Here is a 26,398-nt window from a genome sequence, read left to right on the forward strand (position 1 = left end):
CCCCCTCCTTTGAACGTGGTGCTGAGGATACTTCCATGTTACTCTTCACTTTTCTTGAAAAAGCTCTTTAAGGCGTCATACACATCGCCTTTTTTTCTCAGAATATGGTATCTGAATTTAGGATCATCAATTTTTTTATACGTATACATAAGCGTTGAGAAACGGTTATGCTGATTCACCTCACCATAGCCAAACATGCTGGATACATCCATTAACTCTCCTACTAACTTCAAGCACTTTTCATTGTCCATCGATATATTTTCACCATCTGAAAAATGGACAGGATAAATATTGTAGCGAGACGGATGATATTTATCCTGAATTAATTCCAATGCCTTTTTATAAGCTGAAGAACAAATGGTTCCACCACTTTCGCCCTTTGTAAAAAACTCCTCTTCTGTGACAACCTTTGCCTCAGTGTGATGAGCAATAAATTCAATTTCTACTGTTTCATATTTTGACCGTAAAAACTTCGTCATCCAAAAGAAGAAGCTTCTCGCACAATATTTTTCAAATGCGCCCATTGAGCCACTTGTATCCATCATGGCGAGCACTACTGCTTTGGATTCTGGCTTCTCCACTTCATCCCATGTTTTAAAACGTAAATCGTCATTGTGGATTGGCGTTATTTCTGCTTTCCCATGCATCGCATTGCGCTTTAATGCATTTAAAATGGTACGCTTTTTATCGACATTACCCATGAGTCCTTTTTTACGAATATCATTAAACTCTATTTTTTCTGTTTTAATATCTGCCTTTTCTTTTTGCTGTAAATTAGGTAACTCTAGTTCATGAAATAAAACATTTTGAATTTCCTCAATACTGACTTCCGCTTCATAATAATCTTGGCCAGGCTTGTCACCCGCTTCTTTTCCTTTACCTGGAGCCTGATTGGCCTTACTGCCATCCCGCGCTACTACATCTCCAACACTACTATCCCCTTGTCCCTGCCCTACATGCTTAGAGTTATCATAGTTATATCGAATTTTATATTCATCAAGTGACCGAATTGGTATCTTAATAACCTCGCGACCATTGGACATCACAATACTTTCTTCGCTAACTAAATCAGGTAAATTATTTTTAATCGCATCTTTCACTTTTTCCATATGGCGTTGTTGGTCCTGGTGCCCTTTACGATGGAGGGACCAATTTTCCTGAGAAATGACAAAGCGTTTATTTTCGTGTTCAGTCATTTTTATCCTCACCCATCTATCAAATTCGCTTTTTCTATACTATGCTTGTGAGCTAAATTTTTGAACTTTTTTCATAAAATCAATTGTATATTTATCAATCACGCCTCAAACGTCCAGATTTTTTTCGACCATGCTCTAAAGTATCTCTTCAAAGTCTCGGACATCCTCTGGGGCTTTTTGTTGATCAATCTCTCCTCCTGATAATAAAAGGAGTGCCCTAAAAATGGGACACTCCTATCTGACTTGGAACAATGCACATCAAGTTATCGATTGAGCAAACTTCCTACATACTGTAGCAACTCATTTGCTGATGTTGTATTATAGCCATGTTCATCAACAAGCCTTGCCACAACCTCATTAATCTTCTTCAGTTGAGATTCATCTGGCATTTTAGAAGAAGTAGTAATTTTAACGATATCTTTCAAATCTGCAAATAATTTCTTCTGAATGGCTTCTCGCAATCTTTCATGAGAATTATAATCAAAACGTTTACCTTTTCGTGCATAGGCAGAAATTCGAATGAGAATCTCTTCACGGAATGCCTTTTTAGCATTTTCTGAAATGCCAATTTGCTCCTCAATCGAGCGCATTAATTTTTCATCTGGATTCATTTCTTCCCCAGTAAGTGGATCATAAATTTTATTTTTATTACAGAATGCCTCTACATTATCAAGGTAGTTATTCATCAATGTTTTTGCCGATTCCTCATAGGAGTACACAAAAGCCTTTTGTACTTCATTTTTAGCAATCTCATCATATTCTCTACGAGCAACCGCAATGTAATTCATGTATTTTTCACGATCCTCTTGAGAAATCGATGCATGCTGATCTAACCCATCCTTCAATGCTCGTAAAACGTCTAATGCATTTATCGATGGTATCTCTTTGCGGATAATAGCAGAAGAAATACGGTTAATAATATAGCGTGGATCAATACCGTTCATGCCTTCATTCGGGAACTCTTTCTTCAGCTCCTCTAAGTCAACGGAATTAAATCCCTCCACATTTTCTCCGTCGTACAAGCGCATTTTTTTAATTAGATCCACACCTTGTTTTTTCGGAACTTCCAAACGAGTGAGAACCGAAAAGATTGCTGCGGCCTTTAAAGCATGCGGTGCAATATGGACATGGGACATATCGCTCTCTTTTATCATCTTTTCATAAATATGCTCTTCCTGACTAACTTTGAGGTTGTAGGGAATTGGCATAACGATAATTCGAGAATGTAATGCCTCATTCTTTTTGTTCGAAATAAATGAACGATACTCTGTTTCATTTGTATGAGCAACGATTAACTCATCTGCACTAATTAAAGCAAATCTTCCTGCTTTGAAATTTCCTTCCTGCGTTAATGATAATAAATTCCATAAGAATTTTTCATCTAGTTTTAGCATCTCCTGGAATTCCATCATTCCTCTATTGGCCTTATTCAGCTCCCCATCAAAGCGGTAAGCACGAGGATCCGACTCTGAACCAAATTCACCAATTGTAGAAAAATCAATACTTCCTGTTAAATCTGCAATATCCTGTGATTTAGGGTCTGATGGTGTAAATGTCCCTATACCCACACGTTTATCTTCTGAAAAAGTAATACGTTCAATCATTACATTTTCAATGCGTCCATCGTATTCCTTTTCAAGACGCATTGTATTTAAAGGCGATAAACTTCCTTCAATTCTAATCCCATATTCCTCAAAGAACTCATTACGCAAATGATGTGGAATTAAATGGAGCGGATCTTCATGCATTGGACATCCCTTAATTGCGTAAACTGCACCTTCATCAGTTCGCGAATATTGCTCTAATCCGCGTTTTAGTAAGGTAACGATAGTTGATTTACCACCACTAACTGGTCCCATTAATAATAAAATACGTTTTCTAACATCTAACCTGCGTGCTGCTGGATGGAAATATTCCTCCACCAGTCTTTCAATTGCTGTTTCAAGCCCAAAAATTTCTTGTCCGAAAAATTTGTACATTTTTTGCCCATCGCGTTCCTCTACACCAGAACTTTTTATCATATTGTAGACGCGTGAATGGGCTGTTTGAGCAACTTCAGGTCTTTCCCTAATGATGTTTAAATAATCTGCAAATGTCCCTTCCCACTTCAGCCTGTTTTCTTCTTCGCGATAGTTTTTCACTTTATCTAAAATGTTAATAGCCTTCCCTCCATTCAGGGCTTGATTTATAACATAGTATGAAGTTAATGGCATGATGATACCATTACTTTTTCTTTGATGAAGTTTCTTCTTATTATTTCTATTTTTGGGGGCAAAAAAATTGCCGATATATCAACTGTTTTCATACATAGAACCTTACTGAATGAAGATAAAAATTTCGGTTATTCTAACGTTAGAAAGGAGGTCCATCATTGCATCGCCATTTTATATTTCTTTTCACATTTTTATTTTTAGGGATTATGCTGTACCCTTCTGCCTCTTTTGCAAAGGAGGATCTTACAGAAGAAGAAATTTTACAGCAGCGTATGTCCTATTATGTACAATTCGATGAATTACTCATTCCATGGCATTTTTTAGCTGCTATCGATCAGTATGAGAGAAACCTACAATCAGTTCGTAAAGACATCCCTAAACGAGAAGGCTATTTGGCTATCCAATTTTCTGATGAATACTGGTCAGGTGCATTAAATCCTGTAAAGGAAGACACTTCTCCTGAGACAATTAGCTATTTCGGAGGAATGGGCCTTGACGGTAATCATGATGGAATCGCTAGTCCAAAGGATGATGAGGATGTCATTTTTTCGATGGCTAGTTATTTAGGGAAATTTGGAACAACAGATGAGGATTTTAAATTAGCATTATGGGAATATTACGGAAGCGAAGAAGCAGTCAATCAAATATTTACCATCTCCACATTGTACAGACATTTTAAAACTATAGAACTTGATGCACATACCTTCCCGCTAAATATCCGCTCTGATTACAGTTACAGGGGCACTTGGGGCGCCAATCGTGGTTGGGGTGGACGCCGTATTCATGAGGGAACTGATATTTTTGCCAGCTATGGAACGCCTGTATTATCTACCTCTTATGGAATAGTGGAGGTAAAAGGATGGAATCAATTTGGTGGCTGGCGTATTGGTATTCGCGACAATCATAATTCCTACCACTATTATGCCCACCTCGGTAGCTATCATAAGGAAATTGAAGTAGGTACAATTGTTAAACCTGGTACTGTTCTTGGCTATGTCGGAAGCTCTGGATATGGGAAAGAAGGTACATCGGGCAAATTCCCTCCACATCTCCATTATGGTATTTATAAATTTAATGGAAAAACTGAATGGGCTTTTGACCCTTATCCTTCCCTTCTACAGTGGGAACGCCAGGCGAAAAATCAAAAACAATAGAGAATCCTTTACTTATGGCACTTGAAGCATTTTGCTTCAGGTGTATTTTCTTTCTATATAGGAAATTCTACATAAACATATAAATTAGTTGTTAGACATCTATATATATTTAACTATAAATAAAAGGAAAATAATTATATCATTGTACTAAGAAACTATTTTTAAATATTTCTACCGAAAGGCTTATTAATACGCATAATTAGTTATAAAATAATACTTGTGTTGAAAAAATTTCTCAATGAGATAGTAAAGGGATGGGAAAATGAAAGGCATTATCAAGTTTAAAACACTTAAAACACGAATTTTAAGTGCATTTATTCTTTTGTTAGTTTTAGTAGTTAGCTTTACAACCTACACTTACAATTCCAATACAAATATGGAAAAACAAGCAAAAGATTTAGTGAAAGAAGATTTAGTTGTTTTAGATGCAAGTAAAAATTTAGCACTCTCTATGAGTGTCCGCCTATCTGCAGCGTTAAATTATGTGTTGACAGGTGACGAAAAATACAAAGAATCATTTGATGAGTATCGCAAAATGGCTGAGGAAAATAACGCTATTCTAGACAAATATGAAAAATCAGATGAACGCGATCAACTTGTAGCAATTGCCCGAGATTGGAGTACCCTTGTCAATACAGAGGTATTTGATATCTACCAAAAGGGCAATAAAGAATTAGCTTTAGAAAATTTAATGGATACACATGAACTCGTAACGAAAGTGCGATATGGTTACGAAAAACTGGCAGATGAACGCGCTAAAGCCATTACAGATGTCGGTAATGATGTTGTATCAACTAGCTCTGAGAATCGAACAATTGGTATCGTCTTTAGCTTGATTCTAACTATAGCTGGTATTCTAATTGCCATTATCACAGCCAGTACCATCTCTAAACCTGTTACAGTAGTAGCCGACCGGATGAAAGAATTAGCAGATGGAAATTTGCAACTAGAGCCTTTGCCTGTAAAAACACGAGATGAAATTGGAACGTTAATGGTAGCAGCCAATGACATGAACGAAAAATTAAAACAAACGATCCAGTCTATCTACTCGGTTTCTGAAACAGTAGCAGCTAGTAGTGAAGAACTTGCTCAATCATCGAATGAGGTACAAGCAGGTACTGAGCAAATTACAGTAACGATGCAAGAGCTGGCATCTGGTACAGAAACACAAGCATCTACCACAGGTGATTTGGCAGAAACAATGACAGCATTTAAGCGTAGCATTCATGAAACTACACAAGAGGGCATTGAATTAAGCGAACATTCTAGTCATGTTCAAAAATTAACGGTTTCAGGGAAAAGTTTAATGGTGCAATCTACCAAACAAATGGCTACAATAAATGAAATTGTATTAGACTCTGTGAAAAAGGTAGAAAATTTAAATGAACAGTCTGCTGAAATATCCAAGCTAGTGTCAGTTATCGATGATATTTCAAACCAAACAAATTTACTTGCATTAAATGCAGCAATCGAAGCAGCACGAGCAGGTGAGCATGGCAAGGGCTTTGCTGTTGTGGCAGATGAAGTCCGAAAGCTTGCTGAGCAAGTACAGTTCTCTGTCACGGATATTGCAACAATTGTCCAGCGTATTCAAGGTGAAACTGGCAATGTAACATCTGCCCTTCAGACTGGCTATGAGGAAGTAAAAAGAGGAACCACACAGCTCGATGAAACTAATGAAACATTTGAAAAAATTTCTGATGCTGTTGGGGATATGATAGTTAATATTTCAACGATTACAACGAATTTAAATCAGCTTGCTCAAAATTCGGAAACCATTAATGCTTCTATTGATGATATGGCCTCCATTTCACAGGAATCCGCTGCTGGCGTTGAGCAAACAACAGCAACTGTTGAGGAAACCGCCGCTACAATGGATGAAATCGCTAGAAGTGCAAATCAGCTTGCTGGAATGGCCGAAGAGTTAAATACGCAGCTACAGCAATTTAAAATTTAATCATCTAAACAACAAAGGCTATCTCAAATTTTTCTATTTTGAGATAGCCTTCTCTCTTATTGCCAATGACTTATTGGCACTCGTTCCAGTTCATGACGTTTAATAATAACACTTATCTTTTGAAACCATTTCTCACAAAGCTCTATGGCTTCTTTATAGTCGTCCTCCTCTTTTGATATGGGATCTTCACTATTATCCATGAACATATATTCTTGAATAGGCTCTGATAAATGATCTACTACTAACTTTAGCGATAGCTGTGAAATTGTATCTTCTTCTACCTCCTCTTCTTCTATTTCATCTGCTTCAGCAAGTAAGGAACCACTCATTAGATGATTCTTTGTTCTAACCGTAAATACTTCATCTTCCATGATGGCAACCTCATATATTCTGTTAAATGGAACCTCTATAATTTTTAGTTCTTCGTCTAAAGCTTCTCTTCGGGCGAAAATAAGCATGTTTGTCTGTTCATTTAACAGTAAAGCATTTAAAGCATCATTGGAAACTGTACATTGTGTATGAGGAATAGCCATTATCTCCTCCTCACTAGCTTCCGTCATGGCTGTCAAAGTTTGTATGGCAATATAACGCTCTTTTAAATAACGGATACTCCCTAGACCGACTAAAGCCAGCCCGATTAAAAAAAATAGTTGCTTAATAATGACTAATTCAATGGCATTTGCTAGATAAAGATAGACAATCCCTAATAAAATGAAGAAAATATTTTTCATCCAATTCCCGCCTTTATCAAGATAATCACTAGAAAAATTCAGATGATGTACTAGCAATAGTATTCTTGATTCTATCGTTTCATTCTAATAAAAAACACGAATTCATTGAACTTTACAATGAATCCGTGCTTTTGCTTTTAACGACCAATTAGCTCTTCTTTACTACTTACGTCGTCTAATGTTTTATCTTTTTCTATTTTATGCATCTCAAGAACATGCTCAGATGGCGGAACGAGTATGCTCACCACAACAATTGTGATACCAGTTATAACAACACCTGAAAATACAGGAGCCTGCCATAATTCATTTAATAGACCTATGAAGCCTTCTGATTGGATTGTCAGACTAGGTACGAATGTTAGTGATGTCACAATGTAATAAACTAAGCCAACGGAAATACTTGCCCAAACTGCTGGTGTACTGACACGTTTCCAAAATGGTCCTAAAACGATTGGCCAGAATATTGTTACGAATATAATATCCCAAGCTAAATAAGCTAAATCAATTACTTTTTGGAAGCTTACAGCTAGCACTAAACCTAATAAAGCACTAGCTAGAATAATAGATCGCGAAAATCTTAATAGCTTCTTAGGATCAGGATTGTGATTAATAAAATCTAAATAAATATTCTTTGTGACAATCCCTGAAGTCGCTACATAACATGCAGCTACTGTAGACATCCCCATGGCTGCCATAGCTGTTAAGAAAATAGCTGCTAATAAAGGAGGAAAATAACCTTGTGCAAAGGTAAGCATCAATGTTTCTGGGTTTGTGCTTTCAGGATAAATAGACTTAAAGGCTTCCCCTAGCATCCCTGGAATCCAGCTTATTGCAATGACAATAATACCAGCAATAATCATGCTTCGTTGTGCCACCCGTGGACTTTTTGCAGCAGCTACCCTCTGCCCAAGGTCAACTGCAGGTATATCTCCAAGTGCTAGTACAAGATACAAAGTCCAGAATTCTGCTCCTGCCTTCTCAAATAATGTACTGATATTCCACCACTCGGGATTAAATGTAACATCTGGATAGTAAAACAAAATAAAAATGGTAATACCCAAAATACCTGCCACTGCAAGCGCACCTTGTACGATTTCAGTATAGGCAACTGCCCATAAACCACCAATAACTGAATAAATAGCCGTTAGCGATACAAATAGAAGCGCCGCAGGTATAAAATCAATTTGCAACAATTGCTGAATAATATACGTTCCACCAACTGTTAACGCCGCTGCATTAAAAACTCCAAAAGCAATTGCCATAACAACCCCTGTATAGGCTCCTAGCTTTTTACTGCCATAGCGTAAACCGTAGTAATCTGCTAATGTCCAGCCCTTTAAACGTCGTAATGGCTTTGTCCAAATGAGTGCTCCAAGAATCATACAAGTCCCTAAACCACCCATTGTTGCCGAACCTTCAAAGCCACCACTTGTATAGCCAGAGCCTACCGCTGCAAAAAAGAAGGGAGCTGCTAATAATGCAGCGACTAAACTACCCGTTACAACGGATAAAGGCATGCTCCAGCCAGCAACAATTAAATCCTCAGCTGTGTTGACACGCTTATAGCCTTTATAGCCAATATAATAGATAAATAATAAGTATAAGCAAAAGATAATAATATTTAACATTATTTACTCCTTCGTTTTCCATTAACCGTTCATTACGACCCCACCATTTGGCGTTAAAATTTGACCTGTATAGAAGTCAGCATGATTAGAGGCTAAAAATAATACACTTTTCGCAATCTCTTCTGGTTGCGCTAAACGTTTTAATGGATATTTTGCGGATTCTTCCTCCACATAGTTATCGCCAAACTCTTGTAGAATGTCCGTAAATGTTCCACTAGGAGCAACTGCATTGACAAGTATAGAAGGTGCTAATTCTCTTGCTAAAGCCTTTGTAAAAGCATTAATAGCACCCTTCGCAGCTGAATAATGCGTGAATTCTTCACAACCCAAGCTACCAATATCAGATGAAATATTAATGATTTTTCCTGTATTACGTTCCTTCATTCTTTTAGCTGCTTCACGGCAATTATAGAAACAGCCATATAAATGAACTTTAATCATACGATCCCACTGCTCATCCGTTAAATCTGTAATGCTGGAACCCTGTGCAAATCCAGCGTTATTTACAAGAACATCAAGATCCCCGAGATGCTCGTCCATGAATTGATGCATCGCTTGTACTTCTTGAGAGTTAGAAACATCTGCATGGAATATTAAAGCTTTCACACCCAACTTTTCTGCTTCTGCACGTACAGCTTCTGCCTCTTGCTCATCCCCAATATAATTAATTAAAATATTGGCTCCATGTTGCGCAAAGCCTAAAGCAATTGCTTTACCGATTCCTTTACTAGAGCCTGTAATTAAAACATTTTTTCCTGTAAAATTAATGTCCATTATGATCATTCTCCAATTTGAATTTTGCCACTAGACCTTGCAGCTCTTCTGCTGTTTTGCCCAGTGATGAAGAGGCATCCTTTACTTCCTGCATGGTAGATAATTGCTCTTGTGTAGAATTCGAGACATTTGAAGAGAACTCTGCTGACTGCTCTGCAGATTGTTTAATATTATTAACAGATGCCGCCACTTCTTCTGAGGATGCAGAAATTTGTTGTGAGGCTGCTGAAATTTCACGTATTTGGCTAGCTACTTCTTCTGAGGAAGTAAGAATTTCTTTAAAGATTTCGCCTACTTCATTGGTAAATGCCATCCCTACCTTAACATCCTCTTTGCCTTTTTCCATAACTGTGATAGAAGCGTTTGAATCAGACTGAATAGAACTAATTAAATTATAAATTTCTGTTGCTGATTGAGAGGATTGTTCAGCTAAGCGTCTCACTTCATCCGCAACAACGGCAAAGCCTTTACCATGTTCACCTGCTCGTGCCGCTTCGATCGCAGCATTTAATGCTAATAGATTTGTTTGATCGGCAATAGCAGTAATTAAGCTAACAATTTCACTTATTTTTTTGTATTAACATGTAGTCCATTAATGGTTGTCCCTATTTGTTCAACAGAATCATTAATTAACTCCATTTGAGCAATAACTTGTTGTACAACTTCATTGCCTCGTTCAGAAGCCTGTGATGCTGAAATAGAGGATTCCGCAGCTACATTTGCAGAATCAGCAATTTGCTGAATACCTGTTGCAGTTTCTTCCATAGCAGCAGCTGTTTCCTCTGTCATGGTCATCGAGGCCTCAGCATTTTGTGTAATTTGATTCATGTCTAGTGCAATATTTGTTGAGCTGTTATAAGTTTCACCAGCATGTACCGTTAATTGATTGGCTGCTGAAGAAACGTGATTGGATGTATTGCGTATGTTTAAAATAATATGTTGCAAATTAGCCACCATTGTACGAATGGATTCAGATAATTTACCAATTTCATCCTTTGATGTCTCTAAATCCACATCTATTAATTCACCATTTGCCACTTGATTGGCAACGTTCACTACTTTTTTCAGTGGCTTTAATAGTCGATCTATAATTATGTAAACTAAAACTAATAAAATTAAAATGCCGATAATGGCAATGACAATTTGCTTAATCACACTTGTTTTAATAATCGTATTGATATAATCAGCGGAGTAATCAATCCCTAATAGGGCAATCAGTTGGCCATTATCATCTTTAATAGGACTAAAAACCGTTCTCCAAGAACCAAAAGGATCCTCGAATATATCAGTTACCTCTGTACTATTATTTTCAATAGCTAATTTTGCTGTTTCTACATGTTCATCCGCTAAATCAGTAAAAATTTCACCGGCTTCATATACTTCATTTAGATTAGAGGTATAGCCAATTGGATTGACGCCACCCTCATCCTTGACATCCCAAATATAACTCCAGCTCATAATACCTTGCTGTTCCTGAATCATATCAAGTTGCTTTTGGATCTTTGTAAACTTTGCGTTTGTTTCCCCTTTTTCGGACAGCAAATCTTTTACTTCATCACTGTCTAAGTTCATAGCTGTTAATAAACCAACACTTTTTAATTCTTGCTCCAAATCCACATTCATCCGATTATTCAATTCACTAATACTTTGCGTCGTAATAATAGCGATAAGCAGTAATACAACGATAGAGACTGTTAGTAAAAGCTTATTTTTTAATGATGTGTTTTTTAACAACTTCATTTCCCCTTTTCCTCCTTTGAACTTTACTTGCAAAAAAATGCCTATTTCAAAAGAAATAGGCATAAAAGAACAAAAACTAGAATGAGAATGATACAACTAGCACTCTTTTGCAACCCAGCCGCCATAGCACTTATTGCCTTAGACCTGTAGCTTTGCGTCTTTACTTTTCAGTAAATTTGCCTATATTTCCCTACCAAAATTAACACAGTAGGTAAAAGTAGTCAATGCTCTCTACTTAAAACATACATATTTTATACTAGCTGTTCCTTCATTAATAATTATATAAATTACTTAATTATGATTCATCTATTGAACAAAATAAAACAGCTACAACCTCAATTAGCGTTGTAGCTGTCCACTTTCAATTCACTTACCCCTAAGTGTTTGAATAAATTATACGTTTTGTGTGACAAGTAATACGGAAGGTATAAAGGATAACGCAAACATAGCGATATACCATACGGAAGTACGACGTAATGAAAAGCGTACTTTTTTTCGTTCCGCATAAAAAATATCTAACATAACTGCAACAATAAAAGGCATTGTAATACATGCAATAGCTACTAATAAGATGTCAAAATAAATCATACAAGCACCCCTTTGTCTGTGAACATTTTTCATCTTTTTTGTGAACATTTTGTGATAATTTTATTGTACACAATTTCGTCACAAATTGTCAACGAGTTTTAAAGAAAAAAATGGCACTTTATGATTGATATCCATTGTGCATTATGCTCTATATTTATATGTTAGGCCCCTTAAAAAATTTCGTACGAATGAATCGCCACACTCTTTATAATTACGATGACTTGGATTTCTTAAAATAGCACCTAATTCACCTTTTGTAACTTTAATGCCGCCGTCATATAAAATCTCAAGCATCTCCTCAGTTGTTAAAGCTAAAGCAATTTTTACTTTCTTTAGCAGCATATTATTTGGGCTTTCTTTACCTGACACAGGTAAAGGTCCAACAGCCTGTCCTTCTCTTGGTTTCTGAGGCCCGCGTTTAAAAGTAATTAATCCATTTAAAAATGCCTCTAACATTTTATTATTACATTTGATGTATTCCTCTGGCGCTTCTTCCTCATCATTAATCTTAATCAGCATATTTAATACTTCTTCCTTTGTATAATCCATGCCACCAAGTTTAAAAATTTCTACCATATCTACATTTTTTATATCGAACGCATAGCGTAAACGAATTAAGATATCATTATTTGTCATTATATTTCCTCCTTTAATTAACCTTATATAGTAAAGAGCCAGGCTTAATTATAACAGAGAGTTTGCTGATTATTGCTAGCTTTCCACAAGTTGTTGTTGTTAGCAAATAGCGTGTGCATTTCCTACTTTTTAAATGTATGAAAAATTTAATCGCAACCATTCTAAGGTCAAGGAGGTGAGAACAATGGCTAACAATAACCGCAGTTCAAATAAACTTCTAGTACCTGGAGTACATGAGGCTGTCAATCAAATGAAATATGAAATTGCACAAGAGTTTGGCGTTCAGCTTGGGCCAGAAGCATCTTCTCGTGCAAATGGTTCCGTTGGAGGAGAGATTACAAAACGTCTTGTTGAAATCGCTGAAAAACGTTCAAAAGGTTTATTATAATTAAATACTAATAAGAAAAGAACGAATCCCATTTACATAATTGGAATTCGTTCTTTCGTGCTCTATAAAATTATGCTATTTGCAATTCCTTCCCTGAGCTCTTAAGCGTTAGCATAACGATAAAGGAAATACAATACAGTGCTGCTAAGTAAATCATCACGACAGTCATATCGTAGCTTTGTAAAATAAAACCTACAAAGATTGGTGAAAACCCACCTATAGCTCGTCCAAAGTTAAAAATGGTGTTTGTTGCTGTACTGCGAATTTGTACTGGATAAAAGCTACTAATTAATGCACCATACCCTGCAAACATTCCATTAGAGAAGAATCCTACAACCGCACCGCCTACTAATATCGCTACTGCACCTGTTGCAAACGAGTAAAAGAATACAGCACATGCAGAGGCTACTAAAAAGATCCCGAATGTTCGCTTTGCACCAAAACGATCCATAAATCTGCCAAACGTCAGCATTCCAATGATCATGCCAACTGCGGTACTAATTGTCCACAATGCTGAGCTTGAAACCGATAAACCTTGCGATTTCTGTAACATCGAAGGTAGCCAAATCATTAGACCATTATAGCCTGCAATTTGAACAGTAGCCATTAGAATTAGGGAGAGTGTTGTCATGGTGATACGAGGTGAAGCAAATAATTGTGCTAATTTCCCGTTCTCTTGCTTATTATTTTGTTGTTTCTGCGCTGCTAACCATTCTGGTGATTCATCAATATTTTTACGTACGATGAAGGCAAAAATAACTGGTAGTAATCCTACAAAGAATAATGCACGCCACCCTAAAGTTGGTAAAATAATAGCACTTAATAAAGCGGCTAAAATTACTCCATATTGTGCACCTACACTGACATAAGAGGATGCTCTGCCTTGTTTATTCTTTGGCCAAGCCTCCGCCACAAGCGCCATCCCAATACCATATTCTCCGCCAGCACCTAAACCAGCGATAAATCTATAAACATAAACTTGTTCAATACTTGTTGCTACTCCTGTTAAGGCCGTTCCGATGGCAAACAAAATAATCGTATACGTAAACACTTTTACTCGACCATATTTATCTGCTAATACACCGAAAATAATACCACCCAGTAGCATCCCAATATTCGTGATGGATGAAATCAATCCACCTGTTGCAAGATCAATATTAAATTCTGCAATAATCATTGTCATAGCAAAGGAAATAAACATAATGTCCATTCCTTCTAGCGTTAGCCCTGCCACTGAAGCAACCACGGTTTTTTTACGATAATCCATTCTTTTTAGCCTCCATTTTCTAGTTGTCGATCTCTTTTAGTGAATGGATTATAGCTGTCTTGTCCATTCTCTTTTGAAGCCTCACGGGACTTCCTTTAAAAGAGGAGTACGGAACAATAATAAAAGCCCTTCCGTCACAGAGGACAAAAGGGCATGACAAAGCAAAGATATTAGCTTAAAAATATCACATAGCCCTTTTCAGCCTCTCTGGACCGTATTAAAGGATTTATATATCGTTCATTTATACCGTTCTACATTCTATAAGATTACTGAAGAAAAAGCAATGGTCGAATAGTGGAAATTCAACACGGTATTTCTATAAAGTTTTGAGCAAACTGATAAATTAGATTGGCAGGTACAGCCAAATTAAGGTTTTGACCATCATCGAAGCCTGCTGTAATCAGACCAACCAATCGCCCATGCATATCCAATAAAGCACCACCTGAACTGCCATTTGATATAGCGGCTGTAAATTGAATCATAGACATTTGCCGAATATCACGAAAACCCGAAACAATCCCATCAGAAACTGAGTTAAACAATCCTAACGGACTGCCAATCGCCACAATTTTTTGCCCTCGAACTAATTGTCCATCCATTTTTACAGGTAAAGGATGGCTTATTCTGTCTACCTTCAAAATAGCCAAATCATGCATATCATGATATTTTACAAATTGATGGGTAATATACTCGTTGGTATCATTTTCATAGAGCACAGAATAATATTTTCCACCACCCACAACATGCAGGTTTGTTAAAATATATCCATCTTGGTGGAGAACGACACCAGAGCCATAGCATAAAACCTTGTCATCCTCCCCGAAGGTCTTAATCATCACAACAGATGTGGCTAAGGAGGCTAATTGCTCATAACTCCACTCCTCTGTCGCATTCGTTTTTTGAGCAGGAATGTTCAATTGTCTTGAAGTACTTTTAATAGGCAATGTTATTTCTTTTTCATAGAAATGACGACACATATGTAAGGTAGAAGACGCTTCTATTATAGGGTACATATTGGCAATATCTCCTTTGGGATTCATGTAACAAATATCGCACCCCAGTGACGATAAGAAATATAAAAATAGTAATTCATGCTGCGTAATGTCACCTATAAAAACAATTTTGGGGGACGTTGGATTTTCCTCCGAAAAAATTTGTGGTAAATAATAATCCATCCAATACAAAAATTTAACGGCAAAATTTTTAACAACGTTTCATTAGGATAAGGCTGATTTTCTTTAAATAGTTGAATCATCTGTTTAAAGCTTAGCTTTTTTGTCCATTCAAGTTGATCACTCGCTAATTTACTGCACAAAGATAGCTTATACAGTAATTGCGGGTTTTCAGCAGCAGTCTGCCACATTCTCCAACTTTCCGACAATCTATCTACATCTTCCTTATTACGAATGACCTCAAGCTTATGCAGTCGTAAATAAAAAATGCTTTGCTTGGAGAAATACTCCTCCATTTTTAGAATCTCATCTTTATAAAAATCTACAGAATCAGGTATACCGATATATCGTAGAAAAACAACTTCCTTCGTAAGAGAATGTTTGTTGTGATTAATTTGCATAAACTCCTGAAAAGTATTTGCTGATTTATTGTATTTAATTTTTAACGGTCTAGTTGTCACAATCATCTTCATACAACTCCTATAAGCTCTTCATTACATATAATGGTACTTATATACAATTCTCTGATGTTTCTCTAAATCCTCTATTGATTGCAAACAAAAAAACCCGACTCTATAAAGAATTGGACGTAGCTTTGGAATAAAGATTTAGAATAACAACTCCCAATTTTTTCTATTTGTTCATTAGTATTCCATTAGTTGTTAATGCCACTCTAACATAATTAAAAACTAAAAAGATGTTTTATCCATTCAATTTAGTGGAATAGATTGAATGTGAACATATATAGGAGGGATCAATAATGACAGTCAAATTGACAGTAGAAAACGTAGTACAGGCGAAACAAGAAGTGGAGAAATTAGAAGCGAAAGGATATCTTCGAGATAACATTTACATCTTTGCGCACTATGAAGAACGTGAAGATGATATTAACGAAGCACTCGGGACTGAAGAAGCTGGTATTAGCGAGCAAGGGTTCCTGACTTCTCTGAAGAACCTGGTGAATTCCCGTGGAGATGAACTCCGCAACAAGTTAGCTTCTGTCGGATTAAGTGAATCGGAAGCTGCTCAATTCGAAAAGGAACTGGATACAGGTAAATTGGTCATAATTGCCAATAAGTAAAAACAAACCCGGGAATCCAATCCCGGGTTTGTTTCATTTTACACCTTCGTCTCTGTATTCAAGATAGCCTTTCAACTATTGTCAATGATCTGCTCGAGGAAATTTTCTTCTTCTTCATTAAAGAGTCTTCTTTAACAATATGGTCCTATTCATAAAGAATGACACTTTTCCTTATTATGAAAAATCGCCCGTTTGTTGAATAACTAATTTTTATTAATAATAGCGTTTTCTCATATATTTCTTATTTAGTAGTTCAATGACTATTGAAGATAAATTCATAAAAAATTAGAGCTACAGTTTAATGACTCTAATTTTTACGTCTATTCTTTACAAAAATCGACAAATTTTTTTGCCTGTATTAAGGACATATCTGTTTGTTCTCTCACAAACTTCACCGCTTTAATTTCACCGATGGACTTTATTTTCTCTTTTACTAAGGCAATCAGTTCCTCATTATAGATTTTAGTATAATCCATTTTTCCGACCTCCTCTAATCTATAATACCTTATACGACTATTTTAACCATTTAGTTTCAAAATATATTAATACCACTAAAAGGAATTTGTAAAAATAAGGATAAATCAATTGTGAGGGTTCATATTACTAGATAAAAACTACATTTAAACAGAAGAACATAAAAACAAGAGCCCTCCCCCTAGCATCTGACAAAACCTCAATAGCGATAAATTGAAAGGAGCAAAGAAAGGGAAATCTCATCCTCAAATCTTTGCTCCTACTTCTACTGTTATTTACTTGACTTTATTTGTAGTTCCATCATTTCATTGTCATTCAATATTGTTTGATTCAAAGTTGTCTAGCAATACACGCACTTCATCCGTTGATTTTGTGTTCATCAATTGACTTCTTAATTCACCAGCTCCTCTGAATCCTTTGACATAAATTTTGAAGAAGCGATGAAGTCCTGTGATGGAACGTGGTAGTTCTTCCGCGTATTGATCTTGAAGATCGAGCTGCAGTCTTAAAAGATTAAGATACTCTTTACTGCTATGCTCTTTTGGCTCTTTTTCAAAAGCAAAAGGATTTTTAAAAATACCTCGTCCAATCATCACGCCATCAATCCCGTATTGTTCAGCTAGTTGGAGTCCCGTTTGACGGTCAGGAATATCTCCATTGATCGTCAGTAGCGTATTAGGTGCAATACGGTCACGAAGTTTTTTGATTTCCGGAATAAGCTCCCAATGCGCATCTACTAGGCTCATTTCCTTTCTTGTTCGTAGATGAATCGAAAGGTTCGCAATATCCTGCTTTAATATATGCGTTAGCCAATCCTCCCACTCATTTACATCCTTGTAGCCAAGCCGTGTTTTCACGCTAACAGGCAGTCCCCCCGCTTTTGCTGCCTGAATTAATTCTGCCGCCACATCTGGTCGGAGAATAAGGCCACTCCCCTTCCCTCTTGATGCTACATTCGGTACAGGGCAGCCCATGTTAATATCAATGCCTTTATAACCTAGCTCTGCCATGCCAATACTCATTTCACGGAAATATTCGGGATTATCTCCCCAAATATGTGCCACCATTGGCTGCTCATCTTCTGTAAAGAGCAAACGACCGTGCACACTTTTCTTTCCCTCTGGATGACAGTAGCTATCGGAATTTGTAAACTCAGTAAAAAACACATCTGGTCGACCTGCTTCACTTACAACGTGACGAAAAACAACATCCGTTACATCTTCCATCGGTGCAAGCACAAAAAAAGGCCGTGGTAAATCGCGCCAAAAATTATCTATCATGTTAATTCCAAATCCTCTCACTATGGACATATTGATATATTTACCTCATTACCTAATAGAGGTAGAAGCATTATTTATCAAGAGCTAATGCAAAAATCAACAATGTTTATTTTAACGAAAATCAGTCCTAAATGGTATTTTAACAAACAAAAAGTAGATGGTATAGATTGTTTCTACCTCATCTACTTTTATTATACCTAATTTTCATTTCTATATTTTTTCGAATGGATCCATTTGTGAGGTGGATTTAAACAAAATAGATAATATGACTGCAATACTATCGGGTGGAACTCAATATTTACTTTCTATATTTGAGTTCTGCCGTTATCTTCTTGCATCTGTTTATTATACTGTACCTCTGGTTTCTCTGGTTTTTTCGACCAATAGGTAGCGAGAATCGGACCAGAAATATTATGCCAAACAGCCCCAAGTACACTAGGTAGGGCCGCTAAGGGACCGAAGTGGGCAGTGGCTAACGCTACACCCAGACCAGAGTTCTGCATTCCAACTTCAATTGAAATAGCTCTTCGATTGCTTTCATCGAGGCCTAATACACGAGCTGTTATATAACCAAATAACAATCCGAATGCGTTATGAAGCACTACAGCTGCAAAAATAATGGAGTCTGCCGAAGCGATGGTATCGACATTACCAGCAACAACAGCAGATACAATAATCATAATAGCAACTACTGAAATAAGAGGAATCACATTAATACTTTTTTCTACGATTTGAGGAACAACTCTTCTGATAATAATCCCTAGGATAATAGGGATAATAATTACTTGAATAATTGAAGTAAACATCGCTATGGGATCAACTGGCATCCATTTACCTGCAAGCAATAACAGGATGAATGGTGTGGCAATTGGAGCTAATAATGTCGAAAAGGATGTCATTGTGATGGACAAAGGTACATTTCCTTTAGCTAAATACACCATGACGTTTGAAGCAGTTCCACCTGGTACAGATCCAAGAAGGACTAGCCCTGCAGCTAATTCTGCTGGCAAGTTCATTATATAAGCAATTAAAAAAGCGGAAAGTGGCATGATAACATATTGAGCACATACACCAATAATGACTGGTACTGGATTCGTTATAACCAATTTAAAGTCTACTGCTTTTAGTGTCAGACCCATGCCAAACATAACAATGCCTAGCAAAATCGTGATATACCCCCCAAATATTAAAAAGGGTTCTGGAGCTATAAAGGCAATAACAGCAATACAAATAACCCATATAGCAAAGTATTTTCCAGCAATCGTACTAATCGCTTCTAAAATTTTCATATTTCCACTCCCTATATTTTTATTTTCAATATTTTATTCGGATTGAAAAGTGTGTCAGGGTCAAGTGCTTGTTTAATCTTTTCCATCACTAGAAGTGCTTTACCGTGTTCTTTCTCTTGATATTTCTGCTTACCAATGCCCACACCATGTTCTCCTGTGCAAGTTCCTCCTCGTTCTAGTGCATACATCACAATCAACTCATTTAATTCATCAGCTTTCTTTATTTCCTTTGGATCATTCATATCAATCATTAATAGTACATGGAAATTTCCATCACCAACATGTCCAACAACCCCACCTGTAAGCGCTAATATATCAAGTGCTTCTCTTGCATGTTCAATAGCACCTGCTAACTCGGATATCGGTAAGCAAACATCGGTTACCATTAGTTTTTTTCCTGGATGTCCATGGACATAGGCGTAAGCTAAATTATGGCGAGCTTCCCATAGTTGATTTCGGGCTGCATTATCCATCTCAAATTCAATATTTTTGCAATTATGAGCCGCTACAATCTCTTTCATAAATTCTACATCCTGCCTTAAGCCAGCCTCATTCCCCTCAAATTCCAAAAATAAGGTTGGTTGTTCCTCATAAGCTGTTTGACTATACAAGTTCACTTGTTTCATTGAAGGTTCATCGACAAGTTCAACTCTTGCAATGGGAATTGCCGCTTGTAGAATACTCACAACTCCTTCCACAGCATCATTCACTGTTTCGAAGGACGCTCTTGCAGCCATGACACATTCAGGAATACCATAAACTCTTAACGTCAACTCAGTAAAACAACCAAGTGTTCCCTCTGACCCAACAAAGAGACCGTTTAGATGATAGCCCGATGAAGATTTCTCTGCTAAATTCCCTGTATGAATCACTGTTCCATCTGACAGAACAACCTCTAAATCTCGAACTTGATCGCGCATAGTTCCATATTTAACAGATGTTGTCCCACTAGCATTTGTTGCGGCCATCCCTCCAATTGTCGCATCTGCTCCTGGGTCTACGGAGAAAAATAATCCATATTTCTTCAACTCTTTATTCAATTGAGAACGTGTCACCCCTGGTTGAACTTTCACAAGAAAGTCCTTCTCTCTAACTTCTACTATTTTGTTCATGAGTGAAAAATCAATTGTTATCCCATGATTATAAGGAATCACATGTCCTTCTAAGCTTGTTCCTCTTCCAAATGGCACTATTGGTACTTTGTATTGATTTGCTATGTTCATTATCTTACTTACTTCTTCTGTCTTTGTCGGAAATACCACAATATCGGGTAGACAGGCACTATGATAGGATTCATCACTGCTATGCTGTTCTAAAATCGTTTGATTGATTGTCACTTCAATTTCTGGAAGAACACTTCGTAGGGCCATCACTAATTCTTCATTTGTAGTAATCATTTTTTCCTTCCCCTTTTGCTCTCATAGTATTTGGATGGTTTAATTATTAATTTTATATGTCATACCAATTTTCTATATTCTTGAAATTGGTCCAACCTTTTTACATTGTACTAAATATTCAGAAAATATCAACTATTAATTTTTTTCTTAAATTGATAAACATGCTGTATTTCTGTATGATTAAAGCGTTTATAGTACTATGTATTTAAGGTGGTGAGATAGGTAATGCCTCAACCAAAGAAAAAAGCGTATCAAGTAATTGTTGATCAAATAAAGGAATATTTTTTAAATGGTGAATTACAGCCTGGGGATAAACTCCCGACAGAAAGAGAATTAGCGAGTCGTTTTAATGTCAGTCGAACATCGGTAAGAGAGGCACTTCGAAAGCTTGAAATAAAGGGATTTATTGAAATTAAACAAGGCAGTGGTAGCTTTATTAAAACAGCAGAGTCCCATACTTTAGGTGAAGAACTTTCCTCTACAATTATTAATACTGAAAAAAAATTAATTTATGAAATGTTGGAGCTTCGCCAAGCACTTGAAGTGGAGTGTGCCTTTTTAGCTTCACGACGAGCTACTTCTGTAGACTTAGAACGAATTAGCCAAGCATTAGACATGATGGATCAAGGTAAAAATGATGTAGAATTAGGAATTCAAGCAGACCTAAGTTTCCATCTTAATATTGTACTCGCCTCACATAATTCAATATTTTTACAATTGTTTCAAACCCTTAGTGAGCATATGCAAGACACAATCCGAGCTACCCGCAGACAACGCTTGGAAGATCCAGAACGAACGCAAGAGACTATCGATGAACATAAAAAAATTTACTTAGCCATCGCCTCTGGAGATGCGAACCAAGCTAAGCAACTCATGGAAAACCATATCACGCAAATAAGACGAGAATTAACAGAGTCTCTTTTAAGTCATATTGGAGAAAAAAACAATTAAAACTAGAGATACACAATTATATATAGTTTATAAGTGATAGGATGTTCTGAATGGTTTTTGTCAGTGGGAATTGGCTCAATTAGTGAATGTTACAGATGGAAGAAATTACATCGAAAAAAACTCGGATTCGTATTTGATCGAATCCGAGTTTTTATTGATTTTAACTAAATTCCGTCCTAAAACGGTAATTTTTATATTGTATAGATGAGTTTAGTAATGTGTTACACATTTAACTTAAGCCATGCCACGGCTTCACAATGTGTGGAGTGCGGGAACATATCCACTGGCTGGATTTCCTGCGTTTGATAGCCGCCATCCTCTAAAATGCGAAGATCGCGTGCTAGTGTGGCTGGGTTACAGGATACGTAGACCACTCGTTTTGGTCGTTGCTCTAGAATAGTAGTTAGCAGTGCTTCATCGCAGCCTTTGCGCGGTGGATCAACTACTAGTACGTCTGCTTCCTTGCCTTCTTTATACCATCTTGGGATAACTTCCTCTGCTGGGCCTGCCTCAAAATAAGTATTTGTAAAACCATTAAGCACTGCGTTGCGTTTGGCATCTTCAATCGCTTGTGGGACAATTTCCACGCCCATGACAGTCTTTGCTTTTTGAGCAAGGAATAAAGAAATCGTACCAATTCCACAATACGCATCAATGACACGTTCATCTCCCTGTAAGTCAGCATAATCTAGTGCTTGCTTGTAGAGGACCTCTGTTTGCTCTGGGTTGACTTGATAGAAAGAACGAGCAGAGATTTCAAAACGTACATTACCGATAGTATCAATAATAACGTCTTTACCCCAAAGGTTGATTGTGTCATCACCAAAAATAACATTGGTTTTCTCACTATTCACATTTTGCATAATTGATGTAACGTTTGGCACTAGCTTTTGGATTACTGCAATAGCTGCCTCTTTTTGTGGGAACTTTTTCTTTTTCGTTACAAGGACAACCATGACTTCTCCTGTTGCTCGTGCTTTACGGATAACGACATGACGCAACATGCCTTCATGTGTATGCTCATTGTAAGAGCGAACACCTAACGTTGCTAATTCCTTTTTCAAGCCTGCAAGAATAGCATCTGCTTCTCCTGTTTGAATTAAACAGCGATCCATATCCACAATGCTATGCGTTTTTGTTTTATAAAAGCCGGCAATCGCTTGTCCTGCTTCATTTTCAGAGAAAGGAATTTGTGCTTTATTACGGTAGTGCCAAGGTTCTTTCATACCTTTTACTGGGTGAACAGGTGCATGAATTTTACCAATCCGCTGCATCACATTGCGCACCATATTTTCTTTCCATTTTAGCTGCCCCTCATAGGATAAATGCTGTAATTGACAGCCGCCACACTGCTTGAAGTAATCACATGGAGCTTCAACACGGTCTGGAGATGGCTTGATAATATCTATTACCTTTGCAAAGCCATAGTTTTTTAATGTTTTTAACACATGGATTTCGGCCGTTTCGTTTGGCAGTGCGCCTTGTATGAATAGTGGATAACCTTCAACCTTTGCGACACCATTGCCATCATGCGTTAGATCTTCTATATAAACTGAAAGTCGTTCATTTTTTTTCACGGGTGCTGACATTCGTACATCCTCCATTTCAATCTCCTTATTGTAGCATGTGTTGGCGAATGAAAAAAGAACAAGACTTGGCTGTTGCGCGTCTCTGCTAATTAACTTGAAAAAAGAGTCGCTATTCGCGACTCTTTTCCTGCTCTTTTGTAATATGATAATCCCTTGGTGCCCACCAAAATGCACACAAGATCCCAAGAATGACGACAATAAAAGGTGCATAAAAAATTAAAAAACTTTGCATATGTGCTTTCCTCCTATGCGTGATTGTCTTCTTTTCCTGTCACATATTTTTTATTGAATAAGAATAGTTTCATCAATAAATAAAGTGAAGGAAGAAGAAGACACAGTCCTAAAATAAATGCGATAACTAAAGCGATCGCCATTTGTGTGCTTGTAAAGCTATCGTAAATGGTTAAATACGGATACAGTAGGTATGGATATTGAGCAATTCCATAAGCAAAGAAGGCTACTGCAAATTGAGCAATCAGGAGCCCAACTGCAAGTCCGTACTTTTTACGCATGGCAATGAGTACGACTGTGACAATAAATAAGACAGCTGAAATCGCAAACATCCACCATAAATTTACCATATGACTGTAGCTCTCTGGGTTGATGGATTTCATTTCATACATAATGCCAAGCGCACTAATCATTAGCGGTGCTGCCCACACAAGAGCATATTTTCTCATTAGTTTCGTTGCTTTGCTATCATTTGCTTTATGCGCGTACCATGTTAAAAATACGGCTGAAATATACAATACCGCAGCGATACTTAGTACCACAATGCTCCAAGCAAATGGACTTGTATATAAAGTCCAGTAGTTCAGCACAGGCTGCCCATCAATTACATCAACATAGCCTCCACCAGCAATGGCAAAGACAACGGATAAAGAAGCGGGAATTAATAAACCTGCTACACCATATGTCAGTGTATATCCGATATGGCCTCGTGTACCATACGATTCAAAGGCATAGTAGGAGCCTCGAATTGCCAATAGTACAAGCGAAATACTAACGGGCACAAGTAAAATCGTTCCGTAATAAAAAGCGGTTTGCGGGAAAAAACCTACGATTCCTACAAAGAAGAATACTAAAAAGACATTGGTAACTTCCCAAACAGGCGATAAATAACGTTTAATAATATTTGTTAAAATATGATTTTTTCCAATAAGTAGGCTATATGCATTAAAGAAGCCAGCACCAAAATCGATTGATGCGACTATGACATAGCCAAATAGGAATATCCATAATACTGAAATACCTAAAATCTCTAACGTCATAGGATGTCACCGCCTTTTTCAGAGTGGCGATCTTCAATCTCGCGTTCGATTGGGTTCTTTTTAAACATTCTTACCAATACGACAATACTTCCCACTGCTAATACTGCATAGACTCCTGCGAATAAAAGCAGCATTAAATCCACATGGTCGCTCGTCGTAGCTCCCTCAGGTGTACGCATTAGTCCATAAAGTATCCATGGTTGACGTCCAACTTCGGCAAGCCACCAACCTGCTTCAATCGCGATAATTGATAGTGGTCCTCCCGCTACGATAATCCATCTATACCATCGTGAATGAATAAACTGCCAGCCCCGTGCTTTCCCTACAACATAAAGTAATGAAACTAGCATCATAAACATACCAATGGAAACCATGATATCAAAGAGATAGTGAATATAGAGTGGCGGTAGATCCTCTTCCTCAAATTGATCTAAGCCGATTACCTCTGCATTAGGATTAAAATGTGCAAGAATGCTTAAAGCATACGGAATTTTGATAGCATATTTAACTTCTTCTCCATCTAAGACACCAAATAATACAAGAGACGCCTTACCTTCTGTTTCAAAATGCCATTCTGCTGCTGCTAGTTTTTCGGGTTGATATTCAGCTAAGTATTTTCCTGAAAAATCTCCAATCACAGCGGCTGCTATGGAGAAAATCAAGCCAATTTTCATTAGTAAAAGTAGTGATTTTTTATGGTATACATGCTTCGAGCCTTTTAACATTCTAAATCCTGCAATAGCTGCTAGCACAAATGCCGATGTCATGTACGCTGTCACAAGTACATGTGCAACCTTCGTTGGCATGGCGGGGTTAAACATTGCAAGAAAAGGTTGAATATTAACAAGTTCTCCGTCTACGATATCAAATCCTCTTGGTGCGTTCATAAAAGCATTAACGATTGTGATAAAGACTGCTGACATCGATGCTCCGACAGCAACAGGGATTAACAGAAGCATATGCTTTTTCTGACTATCAAAGCGATCCCAAGTATATAAATAGATGCCCAAGAATATCGCCTCAAAGAAAAATGCAAACGTTTCCATAAAAAGTGGTAACGCAATTGTTTGACCAGCGAGTTGCATAAAATTAGGCCACAATAATGATAGTTGTAAGCCGATTGCGGTTCCAGTTACCACGCCGACTGCTACAGTAATGACAAAACCACGGGCCCAACGTCTTGCCATTAAGATATAATGTTCATCATTCTTTTTATACCCAGTCCATTGAGCAATCATAATCATTAACGGGACACCCACACCAATTGTTGCATAAATAATATGGAACGATAATGTTAACTCCGTTAATGCTCGGCTCCAATAGACCGCTGATTCATTAATCATCTCATTGCCCCCTTAACTTCCAAATATTCTTCCAAGAATAGAAAGTAGCATAATGATTGCAACACCAAAGCTTAGCCATATAAGCTTCTTTTCTTGTGACTTATACAAAGGCAACACTTCCTTTCCCTTATCCATACCCCCATTTTCCACTATTCCAACGAAAAAAACCTTAATAACGGACCGAAACTTCAGTCTATTATTAAGGTTTCAAATTTTGTTCAAGTAATATACGCACATTTGCCAAACATTTTTCTAATTTCATTCACATTCTTACTTCTA

Annotated in this window: 25 protein-coding genes and 1 riboswitch; of the genes, 5 read left to right on the forward strand and 20 right to left on the reverse strand. The window is 37.1% G+C overall.

The window, feature by feature from the left end; genetic code table 11:
* Positions 1 to 38 precede the first annotated feature (38 nt).
* Positions 39 to 1,196, reverse strand: a complete 1,158-nt coding sequence (gene yhbH / locus LBYS11_RS19885) for a sporulation protein YhbH (protein WP_048394843.1) — start codon at positions 1,194 to 1,196, stop codon at positions 39 to 41.
* A 263-nt stretch (positions 1,197 to 1,459) separates the two neighbouring features.
* Entirely contained in the window at positions 1,460 to 3,355 is a 1,896-nt protein-coding gene (locus LBYS11_RS19890; protein WP_039884612.1) for a PrkA family serine protein kinase, read from the reverse strand.
* Positions 3,356 to 3,567: 212 nt separating this feature from the next.
* Between LBYS11_RS19890 and LBYS11_RS19895 the strand changes: the two genes are divergently transcribed.
* Together LBYS11_RS19895 and LBYS11_RS19900 are read left to right on the forward strand one after the other, a co-directional pair.
* Positions 3,568 to 4,563: a M23 family metallopeptidase gene (locus LBYS11_RS19895; protein ID WP_081010945.1), complete on the forward strand. Its 996-nt coding sequence runs from the start codon at positions 3,568 to 3,570 to the stop codon at positions 4,561 to 4,563.
* 262 nt (positions 4,564 to 4,825) lie between these two features.
* Positions 4,826 to 6,520, forward strand: coding sequence for a methyl-accepting chemotaxis protein (locus tag LBYS11_RS19900; RefSeq protein WP_048394846.1), 1,695 nt, complete (start codon positions 4,826 to 4,828; stop codon positions 6,518 to 6,520).
* Positions 6,521 to 6,576: 56 nt separating this feature from the next.
* Here LBYS11_RS19900 and LBYS11_RS19905 read toward each other — a convergent pair whose 3' ends face one another.
* From LBYS11_RS19905 to LBYS11_RS19930, 7 genes are all read right to left on the reverse strand, one after another.
* Complete coding sequence (locus tag LBYS11_RS19905) at positions 6,577 to 7,251, reverse strand: hypothetical protein (RefSeq protein WP_054548995.1); 675 nt, start codon at positions 7,249 to 7,251, stop codon at positions 6,577 to 6,579.
* A 137-nt stretch (positions 7,252 to 7,388) separates the two neighbouring features.
* On the reverse strand, positions 7,389 to 8,879 hold the full coding sequence (locus LBYS11_RS19910) for a sodium:solute symporter family protein (protein ID WP_048394850.1): 1,491 nt from the start codon (positions 8,877 to 8,879) through the stop codon (positions 7,389 to 7,391).
* A 21-nt stretch (positions 8,880 to 8,900) separates the two neighbouring features.
* Positions 8,901 to 9,653 carry an SDR family NAD(P)-dependent oxidoreductase gene (locus tag LBYS11_RS19915; protein ID WP_103118848.1) on the reverse strand — a complete coding sequence of 251 codons (753 nt, stop codon included), beginning with the start codon at positions 9,651 to 9,653 and terminating at the stop codon, positions 8,901 to 8,903.
* A complete protein-coding gene (locus LBYS11_RS23840) occupies positions 9,643 to 10,221 on the reverse strand; it encodes a methyl-accepting chemotaxis protein (protein ID WP_369823990.1) in 579 nt (192 codons plus the stop codon). The genes LBYS11_RS19915 and LBYS11_RS23840 overlap by 11 nt, the downstream gene beginning before the upstream one ends.
* Positions 10,218 to 11,393: a methyl-accepting chemotaxis protein gene (locus LBYS11_RS19920; protein ID WP_233732200.1), complete on the reverse strand. Its 1,176-nt coding sequence runs from the start codon at positions 11,391 to 11,393 to the stop codon at positions 10,218 to 10,220. The genes LBYS11_RS23840 and LBYS11_RS19920 overlap by 4 nt, the downstream gene beginning before the upstream one ends.
* 105 nt (positions 11,394 to 11,498) lie before the next feature.
* Positions 11,499 to 11,584: riboswitch (cyclic di-GMP riboswitch) on the reverse strand.
* 202 nt (positions 11,585 to 11,786) lie between these two features.
* On the reverse strand, positions 11,787 to 11,981 hold the full coding sequence (locus LBYS11_RS19925; RefSeq protein ID WP_004225659.1) for a hypothetical protein: 195 nt from the start codon (positions 11,979 to 11,981) through the stop codon (positions 11,787 to 11,789).
* 141 nt (positions 11,982 to 12,122) lie between these two features.
* Positions 12,123 to 12,617, reverse strand: coding sequence for a YehS family protein (locus tag LBYS11_RS19930; protein WP_103118849.1), 495 nt, complete (start codon positions 12,615 to 12,617; stop codon positions 12,123 to 12,125).
* 184 nt (positions 12,618 to 12,801) lie between these two features.
* On the opposite strand from LBYS11_RS19930, the gene LBYS11_RS19935 reads away from it, so the two are divergent.
* Positions 12,802 to 13,005 carry an alpha/beta-type small acid-soluble spore protein gene (locus tag LBYS11_RS19935; RefSeq protein WP_004225662.1) on the forward strand — a complete coding sequence of 68 codons (204 nt, stop codon included), beginning with the start codon at positions 12,802 to 12,804 and terminating at the stop codon, positions 13,003 to 13,005.
* 70 nt (positions 13,006 to 13,075) lie between these two features.
* Here the strand turns inward: LBYS11_RS19935 and LBYS11_RS19940 are convergent, their stop codons facing one another.
* The 3 genes from LBYS11_RS19940 to LBYS11_RS23845 form a co-directional block, all read right to left on the reverse strand.
* Positions 13,076 to 14,272: an MFS transporter gene (locus LBYS11_RS19940; protein ID WP_103118850.1), complete on the reverse strand. Its 1,197-nt coding sequence runs from the start codon at positions 14,270 to 14,272 to the stop codon at positions 13,076 to 13,078.
* Between the two features lie 302 nt (positions 14,273 to 14,574).
* On the reverse strand, positions 14,575 to 15,447 hold the full coding sequence (locus LBYS11_RS19945; RefSeq protein ID WP_233732207.1) for a S1C family serine protease: 873 nt from the start codon (positions 15,445 to 15,447) through the stop codon (positions 14,575 to 14,577).
* On the reverse strand, positions 15,381 to 15,911 hold the full coding sequence (locus LBYS11_RS23845) for a hypothetical protein (protein WP_233732211.1): 531 nt from the start codon (positions 15,909 to 15,911) through the stop codon (positions 15,381 to 15,383). The genes LBYS11_RS19945 and LBYS11_RS23845 overlap by 67 nt, the downstream gene beginning before the upstream one ends.
* Positions 15,912 to 16,204: 293 nt before the next feature.
* Here LBYS11_RS23845 and LBYS11_RS19950 point away from each other — a divergent pair, with 293 nt between their 5' ends.
* Complete coding sequence (locus tag LBYS11_RS19950; RefSeq protein ID WP_103118851.1) at positions 16,205 to 16,525, forward strand: YflT domain-containing protein; 321 nt, start codon at positions 16,205 to 16,207, stop codon at positions 16,523 to 16,525.
* Positions 16,526 to 16,845: 320 nt separating this feature from the next.
* Here LBYS11_RS19950 and LBYS11_RS23335 read toward each other — a convergent pair whose 3' ends face one another.
* The 4 genes from LBYS11_RS23335 to LBYS11_RS19965 form a co-directional block, all read right to left on the reverse strand.
* Positions 16,846 to 17,001, reverse strand: coding sequence for a hypothetical protein (locus LBYS11_RS23335; RefSeq protein WP_199768279.1), 156 nt, complete (start codon positions 16,999 to 17,001; stop codon positions 16,846 to 16,848).
* 309 nt (positions 17,002 to 17,310) lie between these two features.
* Positions 17,311 to 18,279, reverse strand: a complete 969-nt coding sequence (locus LBYS11_RS19955) for a tRNA dihydrouridine synthase (protein WP_103118852.1) — start codon at positions 18,277 to 18,279, stop codon at positions 17,311 to 17,313.
* Positions 18,280 to 18,584: 305 nt separating this feature from the next.
* Complete coding sequence (locus LBYS11_RS19960; protein WP_103118853.1) at positions 18,585 to 19,568, reverse strand: bile acid:sodium symporter family protein; 984 nt, start codon at positions 19,566 to 19,568, stop codon at positions 18,585 to 18,587.
* Positions 19,569 to 19,579: 11 nt separating this feature from the next.
* Positions 19,580 to 20,965, reverse strand: a complete 1,386-nt coding sequence (locus LBYS11_RS19965; protein WP_103118854.1) for an FAD-binding oxidoreductase — start codon at positions 20,963 to 20,965, stop codon at positions 19,580 to 19,582.
* A gap of 225 nt (positions 20,966 to 21,190) precedes the next feature.
* Between LBYS11_RS19965 and LBYS11_RS19970 the strand changes: the two genes are divergently transcribed.
* A complete protein-coding gene (locus LBYS11_RS19970; RefSeq protein ID WP_103118855.1) occupies positions 21,191 to 21,916 on the forward strand; it encodes a FadR/GntR family transcriptional regulator in 726 nt (241 codons plus the stop codon).
* 221 nt (positions 21,917 to 22,137) lie between these two features.
* Here LBYS11_RS19970 and rlmD read toward each other — a convergent pair whose 3' ends face one another.
* The 4 genes from rlmD to LBYS11_RS19985 form a co-directional block, all read right to left on the reverse strand.
* Positions 22,138 to 23,505, reverse strand: a complete 1,368-nt coding sequence (gene rlmD / locus LBYS11_RS19975; RefSeq protein WP_103119110.1) for a 23S rRNA (uracil(1939)-C(5))-methyltransferase RlmD — start codon at positions 23,503 to 23,505, stop codon at positions 22,138 to 22,140.
* Positions 23,506 to 23,614: 109 nt separating this feature from the next.
* Entirely contained in the window at positions 23,615 to 23,737 is a 123-nt protein-coding gene (locus tag LBYS11_RS24045) for a cytochrome bd oxidase small subunit CydS family protein (RefSeq protein WP_004225690.1), read from the reverse strand.
* Between the two features lie 13 nt (positions 23,738 to 23,750).
* The gene (locus LBYS11_RS19980; RefSeq protein WP_103118856.1) at positions 23,751 to 24,776 is read right to left on the reverse strand and encodes a cytochrome d ubiquinol oxidase subunit II; all 1,026 of its coding nucleotides are present in this window, start codon (positions 24,774 to 24,776) and stop codon (positions 23,751 to 23,753) included.
* Entirely contained in the window at positions 24,773 to 26,119 is a 1,347-nt protein-coding gene (locus tag LBYS11_RS19985) for a cytochrome ubiquinol oxidase subunit I (RefSeq protein WP_048394871.1), read from the reverse strand. Before LBYS11_RS19985 ends, LBYS11_RS19980 begins: the two co-directional genes overlap by 4 nt.
* Between the last annotated feature and the right edge of the window lie 279 nt (positions 26,120 to 26,398).

The organism is Lysinibacillus sp. YS11, from assembly GCF_002896375.1.
GTDB classification, from domain to species: Bacteria; Bacillota; Bacilli; order Bacillales_A; family Planococcaceae; genus Lysinibacillus; species Lysinibacillus capsici.

Coding starts and splice junctions, on each gene's coding strand:
- LBYS11_RS19935 (WP_004225662.1), top strand. CDS start 12,802: ATGGCTAACAATAACCGCAGTTCAAATAAACTTCTAGTACCTGGAGTA.
- LBYS11_RS19965 (WP_103118854.1), bottom strand. CDS start 20,965: ATGATTACTACAAATGAAGAATTAGTGATGGCCCTACGAAGTGTTCTT.
- LBYS11_RS19930 (WP_103118849.1), bottom strand. CDS start 12,617: ATGACAAATAATGATATCTTAATTCGTTTACGCTATGCGTTCGATATA.
- LBYS11_RS19960 (WP_103118853.1), bottom strand. CDS start 19,568: ATGAAAATTTTAGAAGCGATTAGTACGATTGCTGGAAAATACTTTGCT.
- yhbH (WP_048394843.1), bottom strand. CDS start 1,196: ATGACTGAACACGAAAATAAACGCTTTGTCATTTCTCAGGAAAATTGG.
- LBYS11_RS19970 (WP_103118855.1), top strand. CDS start 21,191: ATGCCTCAACCAAAGAAAAAAGCGTATCAAGTAATTGTTGATCAAATA.
- LBYS11_RS19910 (WP_048394850.1), bottom strand. CDS start 8,879: ATGTTAAATATTATTATCTTTTGCTTATACTTATTATTTATCTATTAT.
- LBYS11_RS24045 (WP_004225690.1), bottom strand. CDS start 23,737: ATGCAAAGTTTTTTAATTTTTTATGCACCTTTTATTGTCGTCATTCTT.
- LBYS11_RS19900 (WP_048394846.1), top strand. CDS start 4,826: ATGAAAGGCATTATCAAGTTTAAAACACTTAAAACACGAATTTTAAGT.
- LBYS11_RS19940 (WP_103118850.1), bottom strand. CDS start 14,272: ATGGATTATCGTAAAAAAACCGTGGTTGCTTCAGTGGCAGGGCTAACG.
- LBYS11_RS19905 (WP_054548995.1), bottom strand. CDS start 7,251: ATGAAAAATATTTTCTTCATTTTATTAGGGATTGTCTATCTTTATCTA.
- rlmD (WP_103119110.1), bottom strand. CDS start 23,505: ATGTCAGCACCCGTGAAAAAAAATGAACGACTTTCAGTTTATATAGAA.
- LBYS11_RS19925 (WP_004225659.1), bottom strand. CDS start 11,981: ATGATTTATTTTGACATCTTATTAGTAGCTATTGCATGTATTACAATG.
- LBYS11_RS19950 (WP_103118851.1), top strand. CDS start 16,205: ATGACAGTCAAATTGACAGTAGAAAACGTAGTACAGGCGAAACAAGAA.
- LBYS11_RS19980 (WP_103118856.1), bottom strand. CDS start 24,776: ATGACGTTAGAGATTTTAGGTATTTCAGTATTATGGATATTCCTATTT.
- LBYS11_RS23845 (WP_233732211.1), bottom strand. CDS start 15,911: ATGATTGTGACAACTAGACCGTTAAAAATTAAATACAATAAATCAGCA.
- LBYS11_RS23335 (WP_199768279.1), bottom strand. CDS start 17,001: ATGGATTATACTAAAATCTATAATGAGGAACTGATTGCCTTAGTAAAA.
- LBYS11_RS19945 (WP_233732207.1), bottom strand. CDS start 15,447: ATGGATTATTATTTACCACAAATTTTTTCGGAGGAAAATCCAACGTCC.
- LBYS11_RS19920 (WP_233732200.1), bottom strand. CDS start 11,393: ATGAAGTTGTTAAAAAACACATCATTAAAAAATAAGCTTTTACTAACA.
- LBYS11_RS19915 (WP_103118848.1), bottom strand. CDS start 9,653: ATGGACATTAATTTTACAGGAAAAAATGTTTTAATTACAGGCTCTAGT.
- LBYS11_RS19985 (WP_048394871.1), bottom strand. CDS start 26,119: ATGATTAATGAATCAGCGGTCTATTGGAGCCGAGCATTAACGGAGTTA.
- LBYS11_RS19955 (WP_103118852.1), bottom strand. CDS start 18,279: ATGATAGATAATTTTTGGCGCGATTTACCACGGCCTTTTTTTGTGCTT.